General features: G+C 36.6%; 27 protein-coding genes and 1 pseudogene. 19 read left to right on the top strand and 9 right to left on the bottom strand.

Annotated features, from left to right (window positions below; genetic code table 11):
• Window positions 1–88 precede the first annotated feature (88 nt).
• Complete coding sequence (locus tag ACZ2V4_RS07775) at window positions 89–556, top strand: peptide-methionine (S)-S-oxide reductase (RefSeq protein ID WP_490514703.1); 468 nt, start codon at window positions 89–91, stop codon at window positions 554–556.
• An 80-nt stretch (window positions 557–636) separates the two neighbouring features.
• On the opposite strand, the gene ACZ2V4_RS07770 is transcribed toward ACZ2V4_RS07775, so the two are convergent.
• Genes ACZ2V4_RS07770 through ACZ2V4_RS07760 form a run of 3 tightly spaced genes read right to left on the bottom strand, consistent with a single transcriptional unit; the run spans window position 637 to window position 2,313 of the window.
• Window positions 637–1,443 carry a DUF4097 family beta strand repeat-containing protein gene (locus ACZ2V4_RS07770; RefSeq protein ID WP_219493706.1) on the bottom strand — a complete coding sequence of 269 codons (807 nt, stop codon included), beginning with the start codon at window positions 1,441–1,443 and terminating at the stop codon, window positions 637–639.
• A 2-nt stretch (window positions 1,444–1,445) separates the two neighbouring features.
• Entirely contained in the window at window positions 1,446–1,997 is a 552-nt protein-coding gene (locus ACZ2V4_RS07765; protein WP_101031150.1) for an HAAS signaling domain-containing protein, read from the bottom strand.
• A complete protein-coding gene (locus ACZ2V4_RS07760; protein WP_283722278.1) occupies window positions 1,990–2,313 on the bottom strand; it encodes a PadR family transcriptional regulator in 324 nt (107 codons plus the stop codon). The genes ACZ2V4_RS07765 and ACZ2V4_RS07760 overlap by 8 nt, the downstream gene beginning before the upstream one ends.
• A gap of 154 nt (window positions 2,314–2,467) precedes the next feature.
• On the opposite strand from ACZ2V4_RS07760, the gene ACZ2V4_RS07755 reads away from it, so the two are divergent.
• From ACZ2V4_RS07755 to ACZ2V4_RS07720, 8 genes are all read left to right on the top strand, one after another.
• Window positions 2,468–2,869 carry an HIT family protein gene (locus tag ACZ2V4_RS07755; protein ID WP_490514702.1) on the top strand — a complete coding sequence of 134 codons (402 nt, stop codon included), beginning with the start codon at window positions 2,468–2,470 and terminating at the stop codon, window positions 2,867–2,869.
• A complete protein-coding gene (locus tag ACZ2V4_RS07750; protein WP_490514701.1) occupies window positions 2,866–3,366 on the top strand; it encodes a GNAT family N-acetyltransferase in 501 nt (166 codons plus the stop codon). Before ACZ2V4_RS07755 ends, ACZ2V4_RS07750 begins: the two co-directional genes overlap by 4 nt.
• Before the next feature lie 114 nt (window positions 3,367–3,480).
• Window positions 3,481–3,777 (top strand): metal-sensing transcriptional repressor, encoded by a 297-nt coding sequence (locus ACZ2V4_RS07745; RefSeq protein ID WP_101141072.1) that lies wholly within the window; start codon window positions 3,481–3,483, stop codon window positions 3,775–3,777.
• Window positions 3,778–3,790: 13 nt separating this feature from the next.
• Window positions 3,791–6,166: a heavy metal translocating P-type ATPase gene (locus ACZ2V4_RS07740; RefSeq protein ID WP_490514700.1), complete on the top strand. Its 2,376-nt coding sequence runs from the start codon at window positions 3,791–3,793 to the stop codon at window positions 6,164–6,166.
• 24 nt (window positions 6,167–6,190) lie between these two features.
• On the top strand, window positions 6,191–6,391 hold the full coding sequence (locus ACZ2V4_RS07735) for a cation transporter (protein WP_050742418.1): 201 nt from the start codon (window positions 6,191–6,193) through the stop codon (window positions 6,389–6,391).
• A gap of 102 nt (window positions 6,392–6,493) precedes the next feature.
• Complete coding sequence (locus tag ACZ2V4_RS07730) at window positions 6,494–7,543, top strand: LLM class flavin-dependent oxidoreductase (RefSeq protein WP_419895301.1); 1,050 nt, start codon at window positions 6,494–6,496, stop codon at window positions 7,541–7,543.
• Between the two features lie 10 nt (window positions 7,544–7,553).
• The gene (locus ACZ2V4_RS07725; RefSeq protein WP_490514699.1) at window positions 7,554–8,135 is read left to right on the top strand and encodes an HD domain-containing protein; all 582 of its coding nucleotides are present in this window, start codon (window positions 7,554–7,556) and stop codon (window positions 8,133–8,135) included.
• A 51-nt stretch (window positions 8,136–8,186) separates the two neighbouring features.
• A complete protein-coding gene (locus ACZ2V4_RS07720; protein WP_086037993.1) occupies window positions 8,187–8,753 on the top strand; it encodes an LOG family protein in 567 nt (188 codons plus the stop codon).
• Between the two features lie 23 nt (window positions 8,754–8,776).
• Here ACZ2V4_RS07720 and ACZ2V4_RS07715 read toward each other — a convergent pair whose 3' ends face one another.
• The 3 genes from ACZ2V4_RS07715 to ACZ2V4_RS07705 all read right to left on the bottom strand — a co-directional run bounded on the left by ACZ2V4_RS07715 (window position 8,777) and on the right by ACZ2V4_RS07705 (window position 12,012).
• Window positions 8,777–10,171, bottom strand: a complete 1,395-nt coding sequence (locus ACZ2V4_RS07715; protein ID WP_219493717.1) for an L-cystine transporter — start codon at window positions 10,169–10,171, stop codon at window positions 8,777–8,779.
• 564 nt (window positions 10,172–10,735) lie between these two features.
• Window positions 10,736–11,692, bottom strand: coding sequence for a nuclease-related domain-containing protein (locus tag ACZ2V4_RS07710; RefSeq protein ID WP_490514698.1), 957 nt, complete (start codon window positions 11,690–11,692; stop codon window positions 10,736–10,738).
• Window positions 11,693–11,760: 68 nt separating this feature from the next.
• A complete protein-coding gene (locus ACZ2V4_RS07705) occupies window positions 11,761–12,012 on the bottom strand; it encodes a TipAS antibiotic-recognition domain-containing protein (protein ID WP_490514697.1) in 252 nt (83 codons plus the stop codon).
• Between the two features lie 93 nt (window positions 12,013–12,105).
• Here ACZ2V4_RS07705 and ACZ2V4_RS07700 point away from each other — a divergent pair, with 93 nt between their 5' ends.
• Both ACZ2V4_RS07700 and ACZ2V4_RS07695 read left to right on the top strand, forming a co-directional pair.
• Window positions 12,106–12,759 carry a Type 1 glutamine amidotransferase-like domain-containing protein gene (locus ACZ2V4_RS07700; RefSeq protein ID WP_101141085.1) on the top strand — a complete coding sequence of 218 codons (654 nt, stop codon included), beginning with the start codon at window positions 12,106–12,108 and terminating at the stop codon, window positions 12,757–12,759.
• A gap of 63 nt (window positions 12,760–12,822) precedes the next feature.
• The gene (locus ACZ2V4_RS07695) at window positions 12,823–13,029 is read left to right on the top strand and encodes a hypothetical protein (protein WP_219493721.1); all 207 of its coding nucleotides are present in this window, start codon (window positions 12,823–12,825) and stop codon (window positions 13,027–13,029) included.
• A 202-nt stretch (window positions 13,030–13,231) separates the two neighbouring features.
• Here ACZ2V4_RS07695 and ACZ2V4_RS07690 read toward each other — a convergent pair whose 3' ends face one another.
• Together ACZ2V4_RS07690 and ACZ2V4_RS07685 are read right to left on the bottom strand one after the other, a co-directional pair.
• Window positions 13,232–13,624 (bottom strand): DUF3147 family protein, encoded by a 393-nt coding sequence (locus ACZ2V4_RS07690; protein WP_283722319.1) that lies wholly within the window; start codon window positions 13,622–13,624, stop codon window positions 13,232–13,234.
• 20 nt (window positions 13,625–13,644) lie between these two features.
• The gene (locus ACZ2V4_RS07685) at window positions 13,645–14,004 is read right to left on the bottom strand and encodes a DUF3147 family protein (protein ID WP_101040840.1); all 360 of its coding nucleotides are present in this window, start codon (window positions 14,002–14,004) and stop codon (window positions 13,645–13,647) included.
• A 180-nt stretch (window positions 14,005–14,184) separates the two neighbouring features.
• Between ACZ2V4_RS07685 and ACZ2V4_RS07680 the strand changes: the two genes are divergently transcribed.
• A complete protein-coding gene (locus ACZ2V4_RS07680; protein ID WP_413474923.1) occupies window positions 14,185–14,553 on the top strand; it encodes a YbaN family protein in 369 nt (122 codons plus the stop codon).
• 10 nt (window positions 14,554–14,563) lie between these two features.
• Here the strand turns inward: ACZ2V4_RS07680 and ACZ2V4_RS07675 are convergent, their stop codons facing one another.
• Window positions 14,564–15,586: a LacI family DNA-binding transcriptional regulator gene (locus ACZ2V4_RS07675; RefSeq protein WP_490514696.1), complete on the bottom strand. Its 1,023-nt coding sequence runs from the start codon at window positions 15,584–15,586 to the stop codon at window positions 14,564–14,566.
• Between the two features lie 165 nt (window positions 15,587–15,751).
• On the opposite strand from ACZ2V4_RS07675, the pseudogene ACZ2V4_RS07670 reads away from it, so the two are divergent.
• From ACZ2V4_RS07670 to ACZ2V4_RS07640, 7 genes and pseudogenes are all read left to right on the top strand, one after another.
• A pseudogene (locus tag ACZ2V4_RS07670) lies at window positions 15,752–17,377 on the top strand (PTS transporter subunit IIBC); the annotation flags it as partial.
• Window positions 17,378–17,413: 36 nt separating this feature from the next.
• Window positions 17,414–17,920 (top strand): PTS sugar transporter subunit IIA, encoded by a 507-nt coding sequence (locus tag ACZ2V4_RS07665; RefSeq protein WP_419895581.1) that lies wholly within the window; start codon window positions 17,414–17,416, stop codon window positions 17,918–17,920.
• A 68-nt stretch (window positions 17,921–17,988) separates the two neighbouring features.
• On the top strand, window positions 17,989–18,810 hold the full coding sequence (locus ACZ2V4_RS07660; RefSeq protein ID WP_490514695.1) for an endonuclease/exonuclease/phosphatase family protein: 822 nt from the start codon (window positions 17,989–17,991) through the stop codon (window positions 18,808–18,810).
• A gap of 69 nt (window positions 18,811–18,879) precedes the next feature.
• Window positions 18,880–19,551, top strand: coding sequence for a response regulator transcription factor (locus ACZ2V4_RS07655; protein WP_219493730.1), 672 nt, complete (start codon window positions 18,880–18,882; stop codon window positions 19,549–19,551).
• Window positions 19,551–20,447, top strand: coding sequence for a sensor histidine kinase (locus tag ACZ2V4_RS07650; RefSeq protein ID WP_490514694.1), 897 nt, complete (start codon window positions 19,551–19,553; stop codon window positions 20,445–20,447). The genes ACZ2V4_RS07655 and ACZ2V4_RS07650 overlap by 1 nt, the downstream gene beginning before the upstream one ends.
• A 94-nt stretch (window positions 20,448–20,541) precedes the next feature.
• Window positions 20,542–21,291 (top strand): ABC transporter ATP-binding protein, encoded by a 750-nt coding sequence (locus tag ACZ2V4_RS07645; RefSeq protein ID WP_219493731.1) that lies wholly within the window; start codon window positions 20,542–20,544, stop codon window positions 21,289–21,291.
• A gap of 1 nt (window position 21,292) precedes the next feature.
• Entirely contained in the window at window positions 21,293–23,254 is a 1,962-nt protein-coding gene (locus tag ACZ2V4_RS07640; protein WP_490514693.1) for an FtsX-like permease family protein, read from the top strand.
• Window positions 23,255–23,257: the final 3 nt, after the last annotated feature.

The raw sequence follows: 23,257 nt of genomic DNA, 5'->3' as shown, positions 1-23,257 counted from the left end.
TCTAGCATTGAGGTAAATGTAGTCATACATTTACCTCAATTTTTTTGTGTATAATGATAATTAATACGAATCAGAGAGGTGAACGAAATTGTATACAATATATTTGGCTGGAGGATGCCTCTGGGGTGTGCAGGCGTTTTTGAAGACGGTACCTGGTGTAGCTAGAACTGAAGCGGGTAGAGCGAACGGCGAGACAGCAACATTAGACGGACACTATGATGGCTATGCTGAATGTGTGAAGACGATATGTGAAGATACACTAGCACTACATGAGCTGCTAGATGATTTCTTTCAGATTATGGATCCGTATAGCGTGAACAAGCAAGGGATTGATGAAGGTCCGAAATATAGAACGGGAATCTATAGTGAAGATGAAGTGTTATTACAAGCAGTAAGACGCTATATAAATTCACGAGAAGATAAAGAGAAGGTTGTTGTAGAAGTGCTGTCACTAAATAATTATATCCGTAGTGCAGACGAACATCAGGATTATCTGGACAGACATCCAGGTGACTATTGTCATGTACCGTTTAAGATGATGAGGAAATATAGATAATATAAGGAAGTTTAAAAGCTTGTTTAATGTCCAGATTAAACAAGCTTTACCTATTACAATATTAAGTTGTTTGTATCTAATTATTCATAATCAAATTCTACTGTACCAGTACCAATAGTCATTTTAACAAGAGATTTAGCATTGCTTTGTGGTAGATTGATTAAATCATTCAATTCAATGTCACCATTTTTTGTAGAGACATCAAAGTGAGTACTTTGCGGCTCGGTTGTATATTCAAAAGTACCATCACCCATGCCGATGTGTCCGTTAATATTGATATCTGAATTTAGTCCATACAATTCAATTGTTCCAGTTTTAATATTGATATCTGCTTGTTGTGAGTTAAAATTATTAAAACTAATATCGCCCATGCCGACTTTTATATTAGATTGATCACTTTTAAGTATATCTCCTTCTATCAAACCGATATCTGCATTCAATTCCAAATTTTTAGTTGAAAGATAATCTACATCAATCGTGCCCGCAAATGTTTTTGCCTTAAACGATTTTAACTTTTCTTTTGGTATTAATAATTTAATTTCTATTTCATCGAGATTTTTGTGATTACCAAATACAAAATTTTTCTTTCGATTTTTAGAATCGTTTTTTGTACTAAAATATAGAGTATTGTTATCTATTTTATATTGGTAATCCTCTTTTTTGCTGATGTTTTTGATTTTTAGTGATGCACGATGGTTTTTAGATTGTTCGACGGCAACAGTACCTTGACCTATATCTAAATCAATTGAATTAAAAGGTTGATTCAATGTTATTTGCTCACTATAGCCGTTTTGTTTTTTGGTAACGATTTCATCTTTCGTTAAAAACATCCCGGTTATTCCTATTATCAAGAGAAATATACCTAAAATTATCAGAAATTTTTTCATGATTAAGCTCCTTTTACCGTATTGATATTCCATTTTGCGTACTTCACAATTAATCTATTAGCATAGTGTGCAAAATAGTAAAGCCCAAGCGATAACAGAATACCGCAACCAACCATAGTTATTGTCATGGATATATCAAACAAAGTTACAGCATCAGCACCATTGATTAAATAATCTGCAACTAAAAATAACGGAGAAATGAGAAAGATAAATGCAAGAACAATCATACTAATCAAAAATGATAAATAAGTGAATAACGGCACTGACATAAAAAATATATTTAAAATTCCTAGTCCAATCGTAGCCATTACTGCGTTCATAACATTTGAAGTTGATGGATTTTGGGTTGCACGATCAACAATATATGTGGATTTTAATTCCTTTGCGATACGTTTTGGATCACCGAGCTCAGATGATATTGACTGCTCATCCTTTCCATCTAATAAACCATCTTCAAAATGTGCTTCATATTCAAACATTATTGATTGTTTTTCATTTTCGTCCAAACCATTTAAGTTACGATACAACGTATTTAAAAATTCCCTTCTATTCATTGTTGTCAGCTCCTTCTAATAATTGATTAACAGATGATTTTAACTCCATCCATTCTTCTGTTAAATGTTGTAAATGTAATCTTCCTGTCGAGGTGATAGTGTAATATTTACGCGCAGGTCCAGCAGATGTTTTTCCCATATAAGTGTCTAGCATTCCTTCGTTTACAAGCCTTCGAAGCATTGGGTAAAGCGTCCCGTCAGCAATAGATAGATGTTTAGAAATTGTTTGTGAAAGCTCATAGCCATATTGGTCACCCCTGCTAATTTCGTTCATAACAATGAGTTCTAACACACCTTTTTTTAGTTGAATATTCATATTCCAACTCCTAACTAATGAATATACCGATATAATTATTATAACTATATCGTATCATCTACTAGTGAATAATTCAATATAGTTCAGTGAAAAAAATCTAACATTATTATAAAATATATGAAGGGATAAAATATTAATCAGTGTGGTGATTTATATGTGTATATTTTGTGAAGGTATAAGTGAAAATCAAAAACTATTGGAAACTCAATATTTTTATGTGGTTTATGATATTGATCCAATTCAGTATGGACATTTATTGATCATATCAAATAATCATTTTGAAGATATTCGTGATTTGGAAGAAGACGTTTGCTTAGAATTGTTTAAAATTGAGAAATACTTAATTTCAATTTTAGAAGATGTATTTGAAGTGGAGGGTGTTACAATTGTAAGAAATAATGGTAATATTATGGATGAAGGATTACATTTTCATCAGCACATAATTCCCCGTTATGAGCGGGATGGATTTTGGGATAACGTTAAAACCAGTGGACGCAAGATTGACACAAGAAGTTTAAAAAATAAAATTCAAGAATATAAAAAGGTGATGAAATGATTGAATTTAGAAAGTTAACAATCAAAGATAAAATTGTTTTTGAAGAATATATGAGAGAGTGGAGCAATCTAGAAGAAATTATACCAACTGCTACAAACTATAAGCGTTATAATAGCTTTGAAGATATGATTGAAATATTTGAAATGAGAGAGTCTGGTCAAGAATGGGTGAAGAATACTACATTTTTTTACTTTATAGATGGTGTTATTATTGGTGCTGCTAATATTAGACATACTCTTACAAAGGACTTATTGAACACCGGTGGACATATCGGGTATGGTGTAGGCCGAAGTTATAGAGGGCAGGGCTATGCCACTAAAATTCTTCAGAAATCCCTTGCTTTTGCACGTTCTATTGGAATTGAGAAAGCTTTAATTACTTGTGATGAAGACAATATTGCTTCAAGCAGAGTAATCATAAAGAACGGAGGGTTAGAGGATAAACCATATTATCAGTCTAATGGTGTTAAAAGTAGACGATTTTGGATTGACATATAAGGTATCATGTTGACAATGCATGATACCTTTTTTAATGATTTGACATATACCATATAGGGGTATAAAATGAGGATGAAATGAAAGATACCCCCATACAGTATAGGAGATGATGATATGTCGGAGCACCAGCATATTGCGACACCGAGAGATCATGAAGAGAAAGAAAGGTTAATCAAGCGTTTAAAGCGTGTTGAAGGTCAAGTGCGCGGTATTCAGAAGATGATAGAAGAAGATCGTTATTGTATCGATATCCTCGTTCAGATAAGTGCGATTGAGTCAGCGATGAAACAGGTAGGTTATGCGATCACAGAGCGTCATATGAAGCATTGTGTGAGTGACGCGATTAAAGCAGGTGATGGGAACGATTCAATCGAAGAGTTGATGAAGGTATTGAAGCAGTTCAATAAATAAGGAGTGGATATGTATGGCGAAACAAGAAGTTACTTTACCGATAGAAGGGATGACGTGTGCAGCTTGTTCGAATCGTATTGAGAAAGTGCTGAATAAGATGGATGGTGTCGAAGCTCAGGTAAATTTAACGACAGAGCGAGCAACCGTTCATTATGATGAAGATAAATTGAGTTTGAGTGATATTTCTGAACGTATAGATAAGCTAGGATATCAAGTCCGTCCAGCACATGCAGAATTTGATATTACTGGTATGACGTGCGCGGCTTGTTCGAATCGTATTGAGAAGGTATTGAATAAACAGCCTGCTATACAGAATGCTACGGTGAACCTTTCTACTGAGGTTGCAACGGTCGATTATTATCCGGGAAATATGGATGAGTCTGATATTATTGAACGTATTAAGAAACTAGGATATGATGCAACGCTTAAGAGTGAGGAGCAGTCAGATCGTAAAGAAAATGAACTGCGACGTAAAAAGTATAAATTGATATTAGCAGCGGTACTGTCTCTGCCTCTACTACTTACGATGTTGACGCATCTGTTCGGAATTCATTTGCCGCATATCTTTATGAATCCGTGGTTTCAGTTTGCATTTGCGTTTCCAGTGCAATTTATTATTGGATGGCAGTTCTATACTGGTGCTTATAAAAGCTTGCGCAGTGGATCAGCAAATATGGATGTACTCGTGGCACTTGGAACAAGTGCAGCATTCTTCTATAGTTTATACGAGAGTATTAAATGGATGAGAGGTTTAACGAATGATCCGCACCTTTACTTCGAAACAAGTGCAGTATTGATTACATTAATATTGTTCGGTAAGTATCTGGAAGCACGTGCGAAATCACAGACAACAAATGCATTATCGAGTCTATTAAACTTACAGGCGAAAGATGCACGTGTTATGAGAGATGGCAAAGAGCAGATGGTAAGCATCGATGCATTGCAAGTAGGAGACCAAATCATTGTAAAGCCTGGCGAGAAAGTGCCGGTAGATGGTGTTATTATTAAAGGTAACTCTTCTGTTGATGAATCTATGTTAACTGGTGAATCGATTCCTGTTGAGAAGCATATGGGTGATAAGGTTATCGGTGCTACGATGAATAAGAATGGTAGTTTCACAATGGAAGCTAAGAAAGTCGGTAAAGATACTGCTTTGCAGTCAATCGTCAAGATAGTAGAATCAGCACAAGGTTCTAAAGCACCGATACAACGTATGGCAGATATTATATCTGGATATTTCGTCCCGATTGTTGTAGGTATCGCGATACTCACGTTTATCGTATGGATGTTATTTGTTAAGCAAGGGTTTGAAGCATCACTTGTTGCCGCGATATCAGTACTTGTTATTGCTTGCCCATGTGCATTAGGGCTCGCAACGCCGACATCTATTATGGTAGGAACAGGTCGAGCAGCAGAACGCGGCATTCTCTTTAAAGGTGGAGAACATCTGGAACGTACACACGAAATCGATACTATTGTCTTGGATAAGACTGGAACGATAACAAAAGGTGAACCTGAAGTAACAGATTTCACAGGAGACGATCGTGCACTTCAATATTTAGCAAGTAGTGAGCAGTCTTCAGAACATCCGCTAGCAAGTGCGATTGTAAAGTATGCTGAAGAACAAGCAGTATCGTTGAAAGAAGTATCACACTTTGAAGCGGTGCCAGGACACGGAATTCATACACAAATTGATGATGAAGATATATATGTTGGTAACCGCAAGCTGATGCAGCAGTATAATATTGAAATAGCAACATTTGAGCCCAATATGCAATTATTTGAAGCGCAAGGTAAAACTGCGATGATGATAGCTTATGAAGGTAAAGTGCAAGGTGTCGTTGCAGTCCAGGACACGGTGAAACCAAGTGCGAAGGATGCCATTGATGAACTGAAAGTGATGGGCATAGAAGTGATTATGTTAACCGGTGACAATACACGTACTGCTCAAGCAATTGCAAGTGAAGTTGGCATTGATGAAGTAATCGCTGAAGTCTTGCCGGAAGATAAAGCAGAGAAAGTTAAAGCATTGCAGGCACAAGGCAGAAAAGTAGCCATGGTGGGAGACGGAGTAAACGATGCGCCAGCGCTTGCATTAAGTGATATCGGAATTGCTATCGGTACGGGGACAGAAGTCGCGATAGAAGCGGCTGATGTGACGATACTAGGCGGGGAACTGACACTGATTCCAGAAGCCATTAAACTTAGCCATGCAACAATTCGAAATGTAAAACAAAACTTAGGATTTGCGTTTGGTTATAATGTTATCGGTATTCCATTTGCAGCATTAGGCTTATTAGCACCGTGGATTGCTGGTCTTGCTATGGCATTATCATCAGTAAGTGTTGTCAGTAACGCTCTAAGACTCAAATCTGTTAAAATTAAATAAAATAGAAGTAAAGGGGAGTCTATTATGGAAACAGTATTAAAAGTAAGTGGTATGACATGTGGACATTGTAAATCGGCTGTAGAAGGTGCGGCGAAAGAAGTCGCAGGCGTAAGTGGCGCAGCAGCAGATATTGAACAAGGACTTGCAACAATTACGCATGACGAATCAGTAAATATTGCTGATGTAAAACAATCCATTGAAGATCAAGGTTATGATGTGAAATAGGATGAACGGGTATCGATTGATACCCGTTTTTTTAATTTTGATTTTTTGTGAAAGTGATATATAATTTTAATTAGATATAAAAAATATACTAGGAGTGAGAGGATGAAAATAGAATTAGGGTTAACGTCATTCGGAGATAACGGTTCAATTCATACGATAGAGGGGAAACTGCCGGCCATTCCTGCAGATGAACGTATCAGAAATCTCGTTGAAGAAATACAGCTTGCTGATCAGCTGGGTCTTGATATCTATGGTCTTGGTGAGCATCATCGTGAAGACTATGCAGTATCAGACCCAGTGACGGTGCTTGCTGCAGCTGCAGGTTTAACGAAAGATATTAAATTAAGTTCTGCAGTAACTGTTCTGTCAAGTGATGATCCTGTACGTGTGTATCAGCGTTTTGCGACATTAGATGCGATTAGTAATGGACGTGCAGAGATTATGGCGGGGCGTGGGTCATTTATTGAATCATTTCCTTTGTTTGGTTACGATTTAAATGATTACAACGAATTATTCGATGAGAAGCTTGCATTATTATTAGAAGTAAATAAAAATGAAGTTGTTAATTGGCAAGGGCATCATCGACCTTCAATTGATAATAAGATTGTGGTGCCAAGAGCAGTACAAAAAGAATTGCCGATTCATATTGCCACGGGTGGTACACCAGAGTCATCCGCTCGAGCTGGTATGCTGGGGTTACCAATTACATATGCGATAATTGGAGGTAATCCTGAACGTTTCAAACATAATGTAGATGTTTATCGTCATGCATTGAATGCATCTGGTTTTGATGCAGATCGAGCATTTATTGCAACGCATTCGTGGGGGTATGTTGCAGCGACTGATGAAGAAGCCTTTGAAGCATATTATCCTTCTACGAAAGCGAGTCATGATCGTTTAGCAAGAGAACGAGGCTGGCCAATGTATTCTGAAGCGCAGTTTATGAATGAAATCGAGCACGGTGCCTTATATGTAGGTAGTCCAGAACGAGTCGCTCAAAAAATTATTAAAACTGTAGAAGCACTGAGTTTAAATCGCTTTATGCTACATTTACCTATAGGATCGATGAAACATGAACTGACGATGAATTCAATTCGTTTATACGGTGAAAAAGTTAAACCGATCGTAGATGAATATTTCAAAGATAAATAAGGAGGATATAATGACAATTCAGGCAGTGGCAGAATTTGCTCGAGAAATTGAAAAACTAAAAACAGTGAAGCGCAGAAGCGATACGCTGGACGGTCGATTTGAAAACAGTGCAGAGCATTCATGGCAAGCCGCCCTTATCGCTAATGAATTTGCTCCGTATTATCCAGAAAATATTGATATTTCAATGGTCACTCGAATGTTACTCGTACATGATTTAGGAGAAATATATGCAGGGGACACCTGGGTATTTGATGACGAAGGAAAGTCTGATGCATTTGAAAGAGAGAGGGATTCTTTAAGTAAGGTGATTGCGAGCCTGCCGCAAGCTTCTCAAGCTTCCATTCTTTCTTTATGGGAAACATTTGAACGTGGAGAAAGTCATGAAGCGAAGTACGCGCGAATTATAGATGCCCTTATCGCACTTATCAATTTACATGAAGTTAGTGAAGTGAATTATAATCCATACAATCTGACAAAAAGCCAGGTCGTGCGTAAAAAACAGTTTATCGGTAAAGATGCACCTGAAATCTGGGCATACGCACAAGACTTGATTCATCAATGTGTACAAAAAGGATTGTTAATCGATGAATAAACCGTAACAATTTGAGATAATAAAGTATACATTGATAAAGGTGGAAGTGAAATGAGAATTATTGTATATTGCGGTGCAAGTGAAGGGAATGAAGCCATCTATCTAGAAAATGCGAGAACATTAGGTAAGTGGATTGCTGATAATCACCATTCCCTTGTATATGGTGGAGGAAATGTAGGATTAATGGGAGAAGTTGCAAATACTGTGCTCGAACATGATGGACGTGTAGTTGGTGTCATTCCAAAGTTTCTAGCTGATAGAGAAATTGCACATAACGGTTTGACGGATTTAATCGTAGTAGATAACATGTCCGAACGAAAGAATAAAATTCTTGAAATAGGAGATGTTTGTATCGCATTACCAGGAGGACCCGGCACGCTAGAAGAAATTAGTGAAGTCGTTTCATGGTCACGTATTGGACAAAATGACAGACCTTGCATTTTATATAATGAGAGTGGGTATTATGACCTTTTAGAAGCATTTTATGACAATATGGTCGATAAAGGTTTTCTGACACAAGCAGATAGAGACAACGTATATTTTGTTAAAAGTATTGAAGTATTAAATGAAGTGATAGAAAACTATAGAGAACCTGAAATAAGAATATATAAAAAATAAGATCCAGAGCTGGATCTTATTTTTTATGCTTCAGTTTGTTCCACAACTGCGTGCTTGTCATTAAAGATATTACGGTTAAATGTTCCGAGCATACGAGAAGTTACCGTACCACTTAGCATACTGCCATTTACATTTAGTGCAGTACGTCCCATATCAATCAATGGTTCAACAGTAATTAATACACCCGCAAGTGCGATAGGTAATCCCATAGATGAAAGCACAATAATCGCTGCAAACGTTGCACCACCACCAACACCTGCAACACCGAATGAACTAATTGCGGTAATCACTGCGAGTTGAATGATAAATTCAGGTGACAGTGGGTTAATACCTACAGTTGGTGCAATCATCACTGCAAGCATCGCTGGATAAATTCCTGCACATCCATTTTGTCCCATCGTTGCACCGAATGATGCTGACATATTCGCAGTTGCATCATCCACTCCAAGTGCATTTTTCTGTGCAGAAATGTTAAGTGGAATTGCACCAGCACTAGAACGAGAAGTGAAGGCGAAGATTAAGGTCGGAATAACTTTTTTAAGATATGTAATTGGGTTTAATCCAAATACAGCTACAAGAACGAGATGAATAATGAACATCGTAATAAGTGCAGCATATGAAGCAAGTACAAATTTCCCAAGCTCCATAATGCCAGCAAAGTTTGTGCTGGCAATCATATTTGCCATAAGCGCAAGCACCCCGAATGGAGTTAAACGTAAGATGATTGTGACAAGGCGCATAACAACAGCAAATATAGCATCCACCATCTTTGTAAACATTTCCGCATGTTCAGGCTGTTTGCGACGTACGCCAAGCACAGCAACACCTACTAAGAATGAAAAGATAACAACAGAGATAACTGAAGTCGGACGTCCACCCGTCATATCCATAAAGATATTTGACGGAATGAAATTCACGATACGTTGAGGCATCGTTTTTTGTTCCATCGTATCAAATTTCTGCTGAATCTCTGTACCACGCATTTTTTGATCTTGTCCAATATGAATTTGATCTGCATTTAAATCAAAGAGTAGTGCGGATCCGATACCAATAAGTGCAGCGACTAATGTCGTCGTGATTAAAGTTCCGATAACCCATGCTGCCATCTTACCTAAACGGTCTGCGGCATCTAAGTTGATAATCGAGCGAATAATTGACACCATGACTAGCGGTACGACGATAACCATAAGTAGTTGAACATATCCGCTACCGATAATTGAATACCAGTCGAGCGTATTTTCAGTTATCTTGCTGCCAGATCCATAGGCAACTTGAAGAAAAATTCCGAGAAGAATCCCGAGTGCCATACCAGTAAACACACGCTTTGAAAATGAAATGTGTTTCTTATGCATTAGAATTAGTAATCCTATAAGAATACTAAGAATTAAGACGTTAAAAAAAGTTAACCAGTTTTCCATCTGATTAAATACCTCCGAAATATTATTTTGTAGACTTTACTACTTTACAATGGAAAGTAATATATTTCAAGAGTAGAATTGAAAATGAATATAATAAACAGAGGTGGCGAACAATGATGAAGTTCGCCACCTAGGTAGTGGGAACTAGTTATTTATCGTTGTATGTGGCGAACAAAGATGAAGTCCGCCACCTAGGTAGTGGGAACTAGATATTTATCGTTGTATGTGGCGAACAAAGGTAAAGTCCGCCACCTAGGTAGTGAGAACTAGATGTTTATCGCTGTATGTGGCGAACAAAGGTAAAGTCCGCCACCTAGGTAGTGGGAACAAGGTATTTATCGCTGTATGTGACGAACAAAGGTAAAGTCCGCCACCTAGGTAGTGAGAACAAGATGTTTATCGCTGTATGTGGCGAACAAAGGTAAAGTTCGCCACCTAGGTAGTGGGAACTAGATGTTTATCGCTGTATGTGACGAACAAAGGCAAAGTCCGCCACCTAGGTAGTGGGAACTAGATGTTTATCGCTGTATGTGGCGAACAAAGGCAAAGTCCGCCACCTACACCTCAGTCATTTACCCAGACAATTTTATAAGTATATTCATCATGCTTTTCTTTCAATATAAATGATGCATGTTCAGAAGCGATATAAGCTTTTCCACATGTTTTACCTATCGATGCATAGTTTTTGCTCATAATTTTCTTGATTGTCGTTTTTCCTATACCTGTGAAGTCAACAATTTCAGATGTTTTTACATGACTTTGTTTAAGAAGTGCTATGGTATCGAATGCGATGTGTACAGCTTCTTGCTTTGAAACACGTCTGCCACATTCACAAATAATACGTCGTTCTTTATTTTGAAACGATCTTAAAAAATTTTTACAAGAAGGACACTTTATTCCTTTCTTCATATCCTGGAAAGGATAGTAGTATATTCTTTCATGTTTGCTGTCTTTTTTATGGAATTTAGAAAGCGTCGTCAAAGCACTAATATCAACATCATTTGGTGGTTTAATGAGCGCATTTACAATACGGTCGATATCCTTATGAAAAATAATATGTGAATGACCATTAAATCCTGTAACAATAAAGTCCGGATTAATAAACACGGCATAGCTTAATATTTTATAGTCCAGATTATGTTTCATGCAAAACTGCTTCAATTTAATATGCGCTCCCTTAAATTGTGATATAGGATCCTTAATAACATAGTTCTGTTCACTGATAAAGTTGTTATCAATAAATGAATAATGCCCAGAAAAATTTTTAATATCAAAATGAAATAGATAACCATCATGAATCACAAGAAAATCATATTGAACTTCACCGTGATAATCTAACCTCAGATCCCATAACTTTGTACCACCGCAATTTTTAATACGTTCGTAAAACTGCTTTTCTCCTATATAGCCAGAATATAAACGTTTATATTGTGCTTCATCGAAATCGTCTAAGGTTATTCGACCTTGCACTTCAAATAAATATTTGACATAAGAGCTTGGCTCATAAGTTTTTACAAACATTTCGTCACCTCTACTTTAATATATACCGATAAAACAAGGGTGACAAATTACAATTTTGAAAATATTATTTATTTTGTGTAATGCAAAATCGTTTCGCTTAAACGTTCGCAACTTCCTTCAACACGGTCGTTATAGTACTGTGCAAATCGCTCATCCTGCACATAAAGTGATGCCATATTTCTATGATATTCAGTGCTATACATCCCGCTCATTATTTCAAGCCACGACTTATGATATTCAAAAATCTCTTGTCCGTACAGTACTTCATTCTCTTTCAGTTTTTCTTCTTTAAATGCTTCAAGCTTCTGTTGTTCCGTCATTTGAATCTCTCCTTTAATTAAATTACACCTTTACGCAACGTTAAGGTCAACAGTTGTGGTAAAATTAATAAAAATTTACACGAGGTGGCATCTATGACAAACATACTCATGAGCACATTCCAGGCCAAATCAGGCTGGAATAATATATTACAGAAGTACTTAGAAAATAAAAAAGTGCTCGTCATTCCTTTCGCATTTGGTGATATCGTCAAAAATGAACGAGATTGGCTGAAAATATATGGACTCCGCAGCAAATATTATTTACAAATGGTGAATCCGCTCGTGAGTTTTGGAGTGAATAAAAAAGATATTTCCTGGGCAAAGTATTATTCTGATACATCTCGGACTTTAAAAGAGAAGATTAATAAAGCGGATGTACTGTTCTTCTCGGGAGGATACCCAGATTTAATGATGAAGCGTCTGAAGGATATGGATGTAATAAAATCGATTCAGAAGTTTAAAGGAACAGTTATTGGTTTCAGCGCAGGTGCGATGGTTCAGATTGAAAACTTCCACATTACGCCTGACAAGGATTATAATCACTTCTCCTATCATTATAGTTTAGAATTGTTACATGGATTTGATGTTGAAGTTCATTATGAGAAGTCCGACGACCATGATGCATATATTGATAAAGTAATCATGGAAAGAAATATTCCGGTATATGCAATAGGAGATAACGGTATCGTTATTGTTGAAGACAACCAATTTAAAAGCTATGGAGATGTGACGTTTTATCATGTATAATACGTCCCACTAGATAATTCTTTAAGTTTTATTTATGATAACTATATTGAAAGGAATGATTTTATGCCGATGATGAATGTTTATGTAACGCTTGAAGAGAAGAAGATGATTCAGGCAGTTGCTGAAGCTTTGGATATGAAAGTGTCAGATGTTTTTAAAACATATTCAATGAAAGAAATAGAAAGTAAAGCACGTGATCTTGATATTGATCAAGTGTCAGTAAAGCAGGATAAACAGCATAAAGCGATGATGCGTGAGCTTGGGTTATAGTGTTTACAACTCATTTTATGCGCTTTATAATATTTCTAAAGGTGGCTTTGTGCCGGTTTTCATTTATATGATGATTACAGCGCCTTCCGATATGGAAGGCGCTTTTTATTTTGGAGGTTATAATGAAGGTTAATTTGTTTTTACTTGCGATGATGGCATTTTTAGCAGGGTTAAATGAGCTTGTGCTAGCAGGTATTCTACCTTATTTTGCGTGTGTAGAGGAATGTTTAAGGGATTTATGTGCTACAGCATGATGAACGAGGCTGACAACTTTAGAAATTGTAAGCGCGCTCCCAAACCATGCGATAAATCCTGTAACTATACTCAGAGCATAGTTTGAAGTTGTGCTTAACATACTCCATGTAACGAGTATGCTGATCAAACCGCCAGTCATGCCGAATACAGCACCGCGACATACGTTCGTTGCAAATTTATTACCGTACTCCATACCTGCAATTACAAGGGAAAGGAGGAATACAGCGGGGAATGTTGCGAATATACCGCCAAAATCTTCCCATGGGATTACTTTTGAAATGATATAGCTGAAAGCAACAGTGCTTCCGCCGATGAGGAATTTTAATAATAGTATTTTTATTTTCATCTGAAAGACTTCCTTTAGATATTTTTGAATGCGAATAATACGCAAGAAATAACAAACCAGCAAAGCGTTGATAACACAGCGCCTTTCTTAAATCCTGTCTTAGGTACAAAGTATGATGCGAAGGTAACAGTTAAGATGCAGCTCGTAATACCGATGACGGCACCGCTGCTTAAATTCATCGAAGCATTTACTAAATCTTCGCCGTGGTGATCGACTGATAGTGCAAGTATTGCTGCTAGAAATACAGCAGGAAGTGTAGCAAAGATACCACCGATTTTACCACCTACTTTACTTGCAATGATAGATGCGCCAGCTACTGCAGCACCACCGATGATAAAGCGTAATATTAACCCGGACAATGATATTCCGAACATTCAGGTCATCTCTTTTCTTTATTCGTGATTAATTTCACAATTAAGAATAAGCGTGTTTTAATATATTGTAAAGTCATTTAAACATAATGCCACGTAATTGTCACAAGTATTACTTTACTAACTTGTTGGTAAAACATACTAAATTCCTATACTATTAAGATACGAACAAATTGTAGGAGAATGCTTGTGAAATATTTTTTGATTGCTATAGGAATCATATCGACTGTACTTGGCTTCATCGGTGCAGCATTACCACTTTTGCCGACAACGCCATTTTTACTGCTGGCAGTATTCTGTTTCGCACGCAGTTCTGATCGTTTTCATGAATGGCTCGTGCGAACAAGGCTATATAAAAGTTATGTGCAGGAGTTTTATGAACAAAAAGGATATACGATGAAGAAGAAATTTCAACTATTACTGTCAGTATATATCGTTGTTGGATTTTCAATGTATATGGTCGATCATTTATATATTAGGATTGGACTTGGAATAATGTTGTTCCTACAGACGGTGGTACTGTTTACGTTTGTGAAGACGATTAAAGAATGAAAGGCACGCATCATTTTGATGCGTGCCTTTTTGTGATTACTGTTTCTCTTTCAATCAGTTTATGTGGAATAACAAAACGCGTGCCCTCTATTCTGTCACCTTTTATTAGGCTTGCAAGTTTATGCATCGCTATTTGACCGAGTTTTTCAGTTTCTATATCCAGCGTTGTTAAATAAGGATGCGTGAGCGTTGAAAATATTGAATTGTTAAAGCTAATCACTGAAATATCATCTGGCACTCTATAACCATATAATTCAACCAGCTGAATAATACGCAAAGCAAAAATATCATCCAGCGCGATAATTGCTGTCGTATTTGTAGCCTGTATTTTATCTTCAAATTTGATGTAGTCATCTGGCGCATTTAGTGTCAGGCTTTGATGTGCATTTAACTGTGCCATCATCATCGATTTCTGATAGCCGAAGTATCGTTCATAGAAAATGTTCTCTGTTGTCGTATTTGTGATAAAGAGTATGTTTTGATGGCCATTTTTGATTAAATAATCGGTCGCTTGCTGACCGAGGAGCTGGTTATCATTATCTACATAAATTGTATTTGAAAGTGCGTCATAAGGTTGTCCGATTAATACGAAAGGAATACTATGTTTACGCAAATATTCAATGATAGGATCATCAATGACAGAGTATGTAATGATAAAGCCGCCAACTTGCTTTTCAGTATGCATCGCTTTAACATTCTCGAACAATGTATCGATGTCTTTCGCAATTGCAAGAGCTGTGGTTAAGTTATGAGTTCGTGCTTCCCCGTTTATCGCTTCAATAATTTCAAGGAAGAATGGATTAGCAAGACGCTCTTTGGAATCGAGTGGTGGCAAAATGATGCCTATAGCACTCGTCGTACGCTTCCCAAGATTTCTTGCAGAAATATTCGGAACGTAGCCGAGTTCATCCATTACTTTCTGAACTTTCTTCTTTGTCGCCTGTGAGATGCTCGGATGATCATTGATCACGCGTGACACTGTGCTTGTTGCAACACCTGCAGCGTGTGCAACGTCTTTAACGGTTATTGCCATAGTTTTCCTCCACGTTACATGATTTATCTCTATGATGGAGCAAACGATTGCATTAGTCAATACACTTATAAAAGCTTATTAAAGTTACTATTTACAAAAATAAGTTACAGTGATATATTGAATTCAACGAAACCGGTTGCATAAAAATAAAAGGAGTTGAATGTAGTGAAAAAATTATTAAGTTTTGAATTCTGGCAAAAGTTCGGAAAAGCATTGATGGTCGTTGTTGCAGTAATGCCAGCTGCTGGGTTGATGATCAGTATCGGGAAATCGATTCCATTAATCAGTCCGGATATGCAGATGTTGATTACAATTGGTAGTGTCATAGAGAGTATAGGTTGGGCGATTATTGGAAATCTACATCTACTCTTTGCGTTAGCAATCGGAGGAAGCTGGGCGAAAGAGCGTGCAGGTGGGGCATTTGCAGCAGGAATCGCATTTATATTAATCAACCGTATTACAGGTGCGGTCTTTGGTGTAAACAGTGCAATGTTAGCAGATGACAAAGCGTTTACACACACGTTATTCGGCACTAAGATTATGGTGAAAGGGTTCTTTACGAGTGTGTTAGAGGCACCGGCTTTAAATATGGGTGTGTTCGTAGGGATTATCGCAGGATTTGTTGGTGCCAATGCATATAACAAATATTATAACTACCGTAAGTTGCCAGATGCATTATCATTCTTCAATGGTAAACGTTTTGTACCGTTTGTCGTTATTTTATGGTCGACAATTGTAGCAATTGTACTATCAATCGTATGGCCTTATATACAAGCTGGTATTAACAACTTTGGTCTATGGATTGCAACATCTAAGGATACAGCGCCTATCTTAGCACCGTTCTTATTTGGATTTTTAGAGCGTTTATTATTACCATTCGGATTACACCATATGCTTACAATTCCAATTAACTATACGCAACTTGGTGGAACATATGAAATTCTTTCTGGTGCACAAGCAGGGACGAAAGTGTATGGACAAGATCCATTGTGGCTAGCATGGGCAACAGATTTAGTAAACTTAAATCACGCTGGAGATACAGCGCAATATCATCACGTATTAAATACATTTACACCTGCACGTTTTAAAGTAGGACAAATGATTGGTTCAAGCGGTATTTTAATGGGGCTTGCTTATGCGATGTACCGTAATGTTGATAAAGACAAGAAACCAAAATATAAATCAATGTATTTATCAGCTGCAATCGCAGTATTCTTAACTGGTGTAACAGAACCTTTAGAATTTATGTTCATGTTTGTAGCAGCACCACTTTATGCGGTATATGCAGTTATTCAAGGTGCAGCATTCGCGATGGCAGACGTCATCAACCTACGCGTTCATTCATTTGGGACAATCGAATTATTAACACGTACACCTCTTGCTCTTAAAGCAGGACTTGGTGGCGACTTGATTAACTTTGTCTTAACGACGATTGGATTTGCAATCGCAACATATTTCATTGCAAATCTCTTAATCAAAAAGTTCAATTTTGCAACACCAGGACGTAACGGAAATTATGAGATTGATGGAGAATCTAACGCAACAGAAGTTGTAGCAGCAGATAAGCAAGTGATTCAAGTCATTCACTTATTAGGTGGGAAAGAGAATATTAAAGATGTCGACGCTTGTATGACAAGACTGCGAGTAAGTGTTAATGATAAAGCTAAAGTTGCGACAGAAACAGAATGGAAGAAAGCTGGAGCAATAGGATTAATCGTTAAAGATAACGGTGTACAGGCTGTTTATGGTCCTAAAGCAGACGTATTAAAATCAGATATCGAAGATTTATTACAGTCGGGCGCTGATATTCCAGAGCCAGAAGAAACAATGGTTCAGCCAACTATACTGGACAACTCTGATGGTGCTGGATTTACAGGTCATGTACACCAACTACGTTCAGTTGCAGACGGAGAAGTCATCGATATTACTTCTGTGAACGACCCTGTATTCTCACAGAAGATGATGGGTGAAGGCTATGCAGTAAAGCCCGAATCAGAAGAAGTTGTGTCACCGGTAGATGGAGAAATTATTAGTATCTTCCCGACGAAACATGCAATCGGTATTAGAACGAATGATGGGATAGAAGTGCTTGTGCATATGGGTATTGAAACAGTTCAAATGAAACAACCAGCTTCACGCGTTGTTGTCAATGACGGTCAGAAGGTAAAAGCCGGAGATACATTAGCTTATATGGATCTCGCAGCAGTGAGAGCAGAAGGTAAGGATACGACAATTATTATCGTAATGACCAATAGCGATAAAGTTGATACATTACAATTAAATAAAACAGGAATCGTTCAAAAAGGTGAAACAGTTGGTACGATGACAGTTTAATCAAAAAGACAGTCTTTGGACTGTCTTTTCGTTATAATGGGGATAATTAATGATAAGGAGCGAATGCAGTGAAAGTACTAACATTAAATACCCACAGCTGGTTAGAAGACAATCAAGAAGAGAAACTAAATGTTATCGTGGCGCGTATACTGAAAGCAGACTATGACATTATTGCACTTCAGGAAGTAAATCAATTATCGGAGAATGACGTTATTGATGCACCGAATAATCTTTGCCCTCTATTGGATCAAACGCCTATTAAAGAAGGCAACTTCGCATACGAAATTGTAGAAAAACTACGTGCCCTCGATGTAACCTATTACTGGAGTTACGCGATGAGTCATATCGGTTATGACATCTATGATGAAGGTAGTGCATTGCTATCTAAAGCACCGATTGATCCATATGCAGTATTTGTTTCGATAGAAGAAAGTCCTGATGACTATAAATCAAGAAAGATACTATTTGGAAAAACAAATGTAGGCGATAATGAGATGCTCGCAGTCAGCTGTCACTACTCGTGGTGGACGACATTTGCAGAAGGGTTCAGCTATGAATGGAATAATACAATTAATGCATTGTCACATTATGAGTTGCCGAAGCTTTTAATGGGAGACTTTAATAATCCAGAAGGTACAGAGGGATATGCATATGTATTAAAAAGTGACGCGAATATACAAGATACATATACAGTCGCAAAAAAGAGAACAGGCAGTCATACCATCGAGAAAAATATTGCAGGGTGGGAAGATAATGATGGTAAGCTAAGAATTGATTTTATCTTCAGTACCCCTGAATTTAAGGTATTACATCACGGTACAGTGTTTGATGGAAGAACAGAAGCAATTGTGAGCGATCACTTCGGAGTAGAAGCGGAAATAGAACTTTAAAAATACCAGCCATGTGCTGGTATTTTTTGTTTGTTGACTATTATGGCATAATAAAATTGAGGTGAGCATATGAAGATTATGATTGTTGAAGATGATCCGGTGATTCGTGAACATCTTGCTGAAGCACTTAAAAAATGGCAGTACGAAGTATACATTGCAAAAAACTTTAATGATATCATTGAAGAATTTAATGATTACAAGCCGCATATAGTACTACTAGATATTAATTTACCTGCTTATAATGGTTATCACTGGTGTCAGGAAATAAGAAAGATTTCTCAAATTCCGATTATATTTATCAGTAGTAGAAATGATAGTATGGATCAAGTGATGGCAATGCAGATGGGTGCTGACGACTATATCGAGAAACCATTTAATATGACGGTTACAGTATCCAAAGTTCAGGCGATGCTAAGAAGAAGTTATGACTTTTCCATTTTAGAAAAAGGGATGGAGATTAATGGTGTGGAACTGATTCCAGAACAGGCAAAATTGATGTTTCACGAGGAACATATAGATTTAACGTTGACAGAACTTCAGATTATGCAAAGTCTATTTAAAGCAAATGGAGGTTTTGTCAGTCGCAATGCACTCATCGAATCATGCTGGGAGTCAGAGCATTTTATTGATGATAATACGCTTGCTGTCAACATGACACGATTACGTAAAAAGCTTCAGAAGATTGGGCTTGATAATTTTATTGAAACAAAGAAAAATGTCGGATATCGAGTGGTGAAGTAATGGGTTTTATTAAATATAAATTGAATGAAATCATTATTATTATCGTGCTTTCATTATTATTTGGACTAATTATGATGCTTTATAATACTCCTTTAGAAGGCATTGTATTAACTGCAGGTATTATTATATTTTTAGGAATTATTTATTTCAGTTACAGTATGATGATATATAAAAAAGTGTGTACGGTACAAGAAGAAAATTTACAATTGAAAGAAGAAATTCAGGACATAAGAAATGAAAAGATCGAGTATCAAAGTGAAATAGAGTCATACTTCCTGTTGTGGGTTCATCAAATGAAGACACCAATCACTGCTTCAAAATTGTTGCTAGAAGCTGAAGATATTCAAACAATTTCACAGATGCGTCACGAGATTCTGCAGATTGATAATTATACGAATCTCGCACTCAGTTATCTAAAGCTAATGAATGAAAAGACAGACATGGTTTTTATGGAGGTGCGAATGGATGACTTAATCACCCCTCTCATTAAACGTTACTCAATTCAATTTATTCATAACAATACAAAGCTGCATTACGAAAAAATATACGACAGTGTATTAACTGATGCGAAATGGACTAGTGTGATGATAGAACAAATTTTAAATAATGCACTGAAGTATGCACGTGGTAAAAATATATGGATCAAATATAGCGAAGCAGAAAATATCTTGTCGGTAAAAGATGATGGCATAGGGATTAATACTTCTGATTTGCCCAAGATATTTGAAAAAGGCTTCTCCGGATATAATGGTAGATTGAATGATAAATCTAGCGGTATAGGTTTATATATTGTTAAAACGATTGCGCGAAGAATGAATGTCTCTGTTTCAGTAGAATCTGAATTAGGCAAAGGGACAACTTTTCATATGAAATTCCCGAACCTTACAAATTTGTAAGGTTCATTTTTATCTTTGTAAGAATAGATGAAGGTCAGGAAGTTCACGACCGAGTACAATTTACATATAGATTAAAATTAAAGGAGTGACTTTCATGTTATTAGATATTAGAAATGTTAAAAAAGTGTATGGAAAAGGTGCCAATCAAACTGTTGCACTAAAAGATATGAACTTTTCAATTGAAAAAGGAGAGTTTGTTGCAATCATGGGTGAATCTGGTTCTGGGAAGTCGACTTTACTCAATATTATTGCAACATTTGATAAACCGACAGAAGGGAGTGTTTTCATAGCTGGACAGGATATTGGTAAACTTAAAAATAAAGCAGTTGCAAAATTTCGAAGAGATTCACTTGGTTTTGTGTTCCAGGATTTCAATGTATTACATACAATGTCGAACAAAGATAATATATTAATGCCGCTTGTACTAAGTAACAAGAAACCTTCCGAAATGAATGAACGTTTAGTCCCTTTGACAAATCAGCTCGGCATCAGTGAATTGTTAGATAAATATCCGCATCAAATCTCCGGAGGACAACAGCAGCGTGTTGCGATTGCGCGTGCGCTTATTTCAATGCCAGACATCTTGCTTGCTGATGAACCTACGGGTGCACTTGATTCTAGAACGTCGAGTGAAATCATGCATCTATTTCAAAATATAAATGCCGCTGAACAAACGATATTAATGGTGACACATTCGAGTATCGATGCAGCATATGCAAAGCGTGTCGTATTTATTAAAGATGGTATTCTTTATCATGAAATTTATCGTGGTGATGAAACGCAAGCAGAATTTCAAAAACGTATATCTGATAGTTTGGCAGTGTTATCAGAAAGAGGTGTATAAAATGACGCTTAAATTAATTTGGAAGCTCGTCGTTAAGAATTTCAATATGCTAAGAAGTATAATTGCTCCTTTTATTCTGGCTGCTGGCGTAATGTTTGGTCTGGAATATATTATGGTGTCACTCATTAATAATGATTATATACAAAAAAGACATGAGACCTTGCCGATGCTTATTTCTTATGCGAATATCATTGCTGGAATACTGACAGTTATATTCGTGATCTATGCAAATCATTTCGTGATGAAACAACGTAAGCAGGAATTTGCACTTCATATGATTTTAGGACTAGAGAAAAAACATATTCGATTGATGATCTGCTTAGAAATGATCATCCAGATGGTCTTGATTGGATTTATCAGTATCGTGGGCGGTTACTTGTTCGGGAATCTTGTATTTTTAATTCTGAACAAACTGGTAAAAGGTTCAGGCATTACGTTGATGAACTATCCATTCGATGTGAAAGCTGCAGTTGTTATAAGTGTGATGATATTATGCGTATATATCCTTCTTTTTATACTGAATCATATAATGATTACAATACAAAGTCCAGTACAGTTGATGCGTTCTCAAAAAGCAGGAGAGGAGAAGACGCGAAAATGGTTTACCGTACTTTGTTTTATATTCGGAAGTATATTTTTGAGTTACGGATATTATCGAGCGATGACTGTTGAAGGTATATTGTCATCTTTTCAGACAATATTTTTTGCAGTACTCGCTGTCATGATAGGAACATATTTACTCTTTATGTCATTAACAATCATCATTTTACAATTATTAAAGAAAGAAGAGAGAATCTATTATCAACCGAAGCACTTCTTTTCTATTTCTGGGTTGATCTCTCGTATGAAAAAGAATGCGATTGGATTGGCAAGTATTACGATGCTTGTGACATTTTTGGTTGTAACGCTGGGAATGACACTGACCGCATATAGAGGGATGGAGAGTCAGGTGTCAGGAAGGTTGAATCAGGATTATCATATCGATATTTACAGTAATACAGATGTTCAGACAGTTAAAAATGAAATTAATCGTTATGCACAAGTTGATTATTACCGACAAGGGGACACTATATTTTTTCCGCTACAGAACATAGAAGGAAACTTGAAGAAGTTGCCTGATAATGCAAGAAGTGCAGATGCAAAAACGATGATCTACGCTGTAGTAACAACAGTGAAAGATCATAATCAATTGCATGATGATCATCTTCAAATCAAAGGTGATGAAGTCATATTAAGTGCAAACACAAGTCGATTTAAAGGGTATCAAGAAGTTAATCTTGCAGAAAAATCAACTAAAGTTGTGTATAGCGATAAAGATTATCTGGGTAACCAGCTAGCGATAGATGCACTTTACATTGTCGTTAAAGATAAATCTGTATTTGAACAAATAAGGCAACATTACAAATCTTATGATCCGAATAAAGAGAAAGCGATGCCTTCAGAAATCACTACAAGCATGGAGTTCAATATTATAAAGGGTGAGAAAGAGTTTAAGAAACATATTTCTGAAATACAGAAAAAGATTGGAACACAAATTGAAAGTAAGTCAGAGATTAAGAAGATGATTTTTGAGCTTAATGGAGGGCTTATATTTATTGGAATTGTAGTGTCAATTGTACTATTGACAGGTATTTTCTTAGTATTATATTATAAGCAGTTATCTGAAGGTTATGAAGATAAACGTAATTATAGTATTATGAAGAAAGTTGGATTGCCTGATGAATTGATTAGAACGACAATTCATAAACAAATATTCTGGGTGTTTGGACTTCCTATTATAGTGACATTAGTGCATACACTATTTGCATCAAAAATAATTTATAATCTGCTAGGGGTACTTGGTATTCGTGATAGATGGATGTTTATTACAAGTTATATCGGCGTGACCATGGTTATCATGCTAGTTTATGGCTTGATGTACTTAATTACGAGCAGAAAATATTATAATATTATTAACGAATAATGC

Source organism: Macrococcus sp. CoH-51_TC_04 (assembly GCF_058188655.1).
The sequence above is the reverse complement of the archived record's forward strand: the minus strand, read 5'-3'. Positions and strand labels throughout refer to the sequence as shown.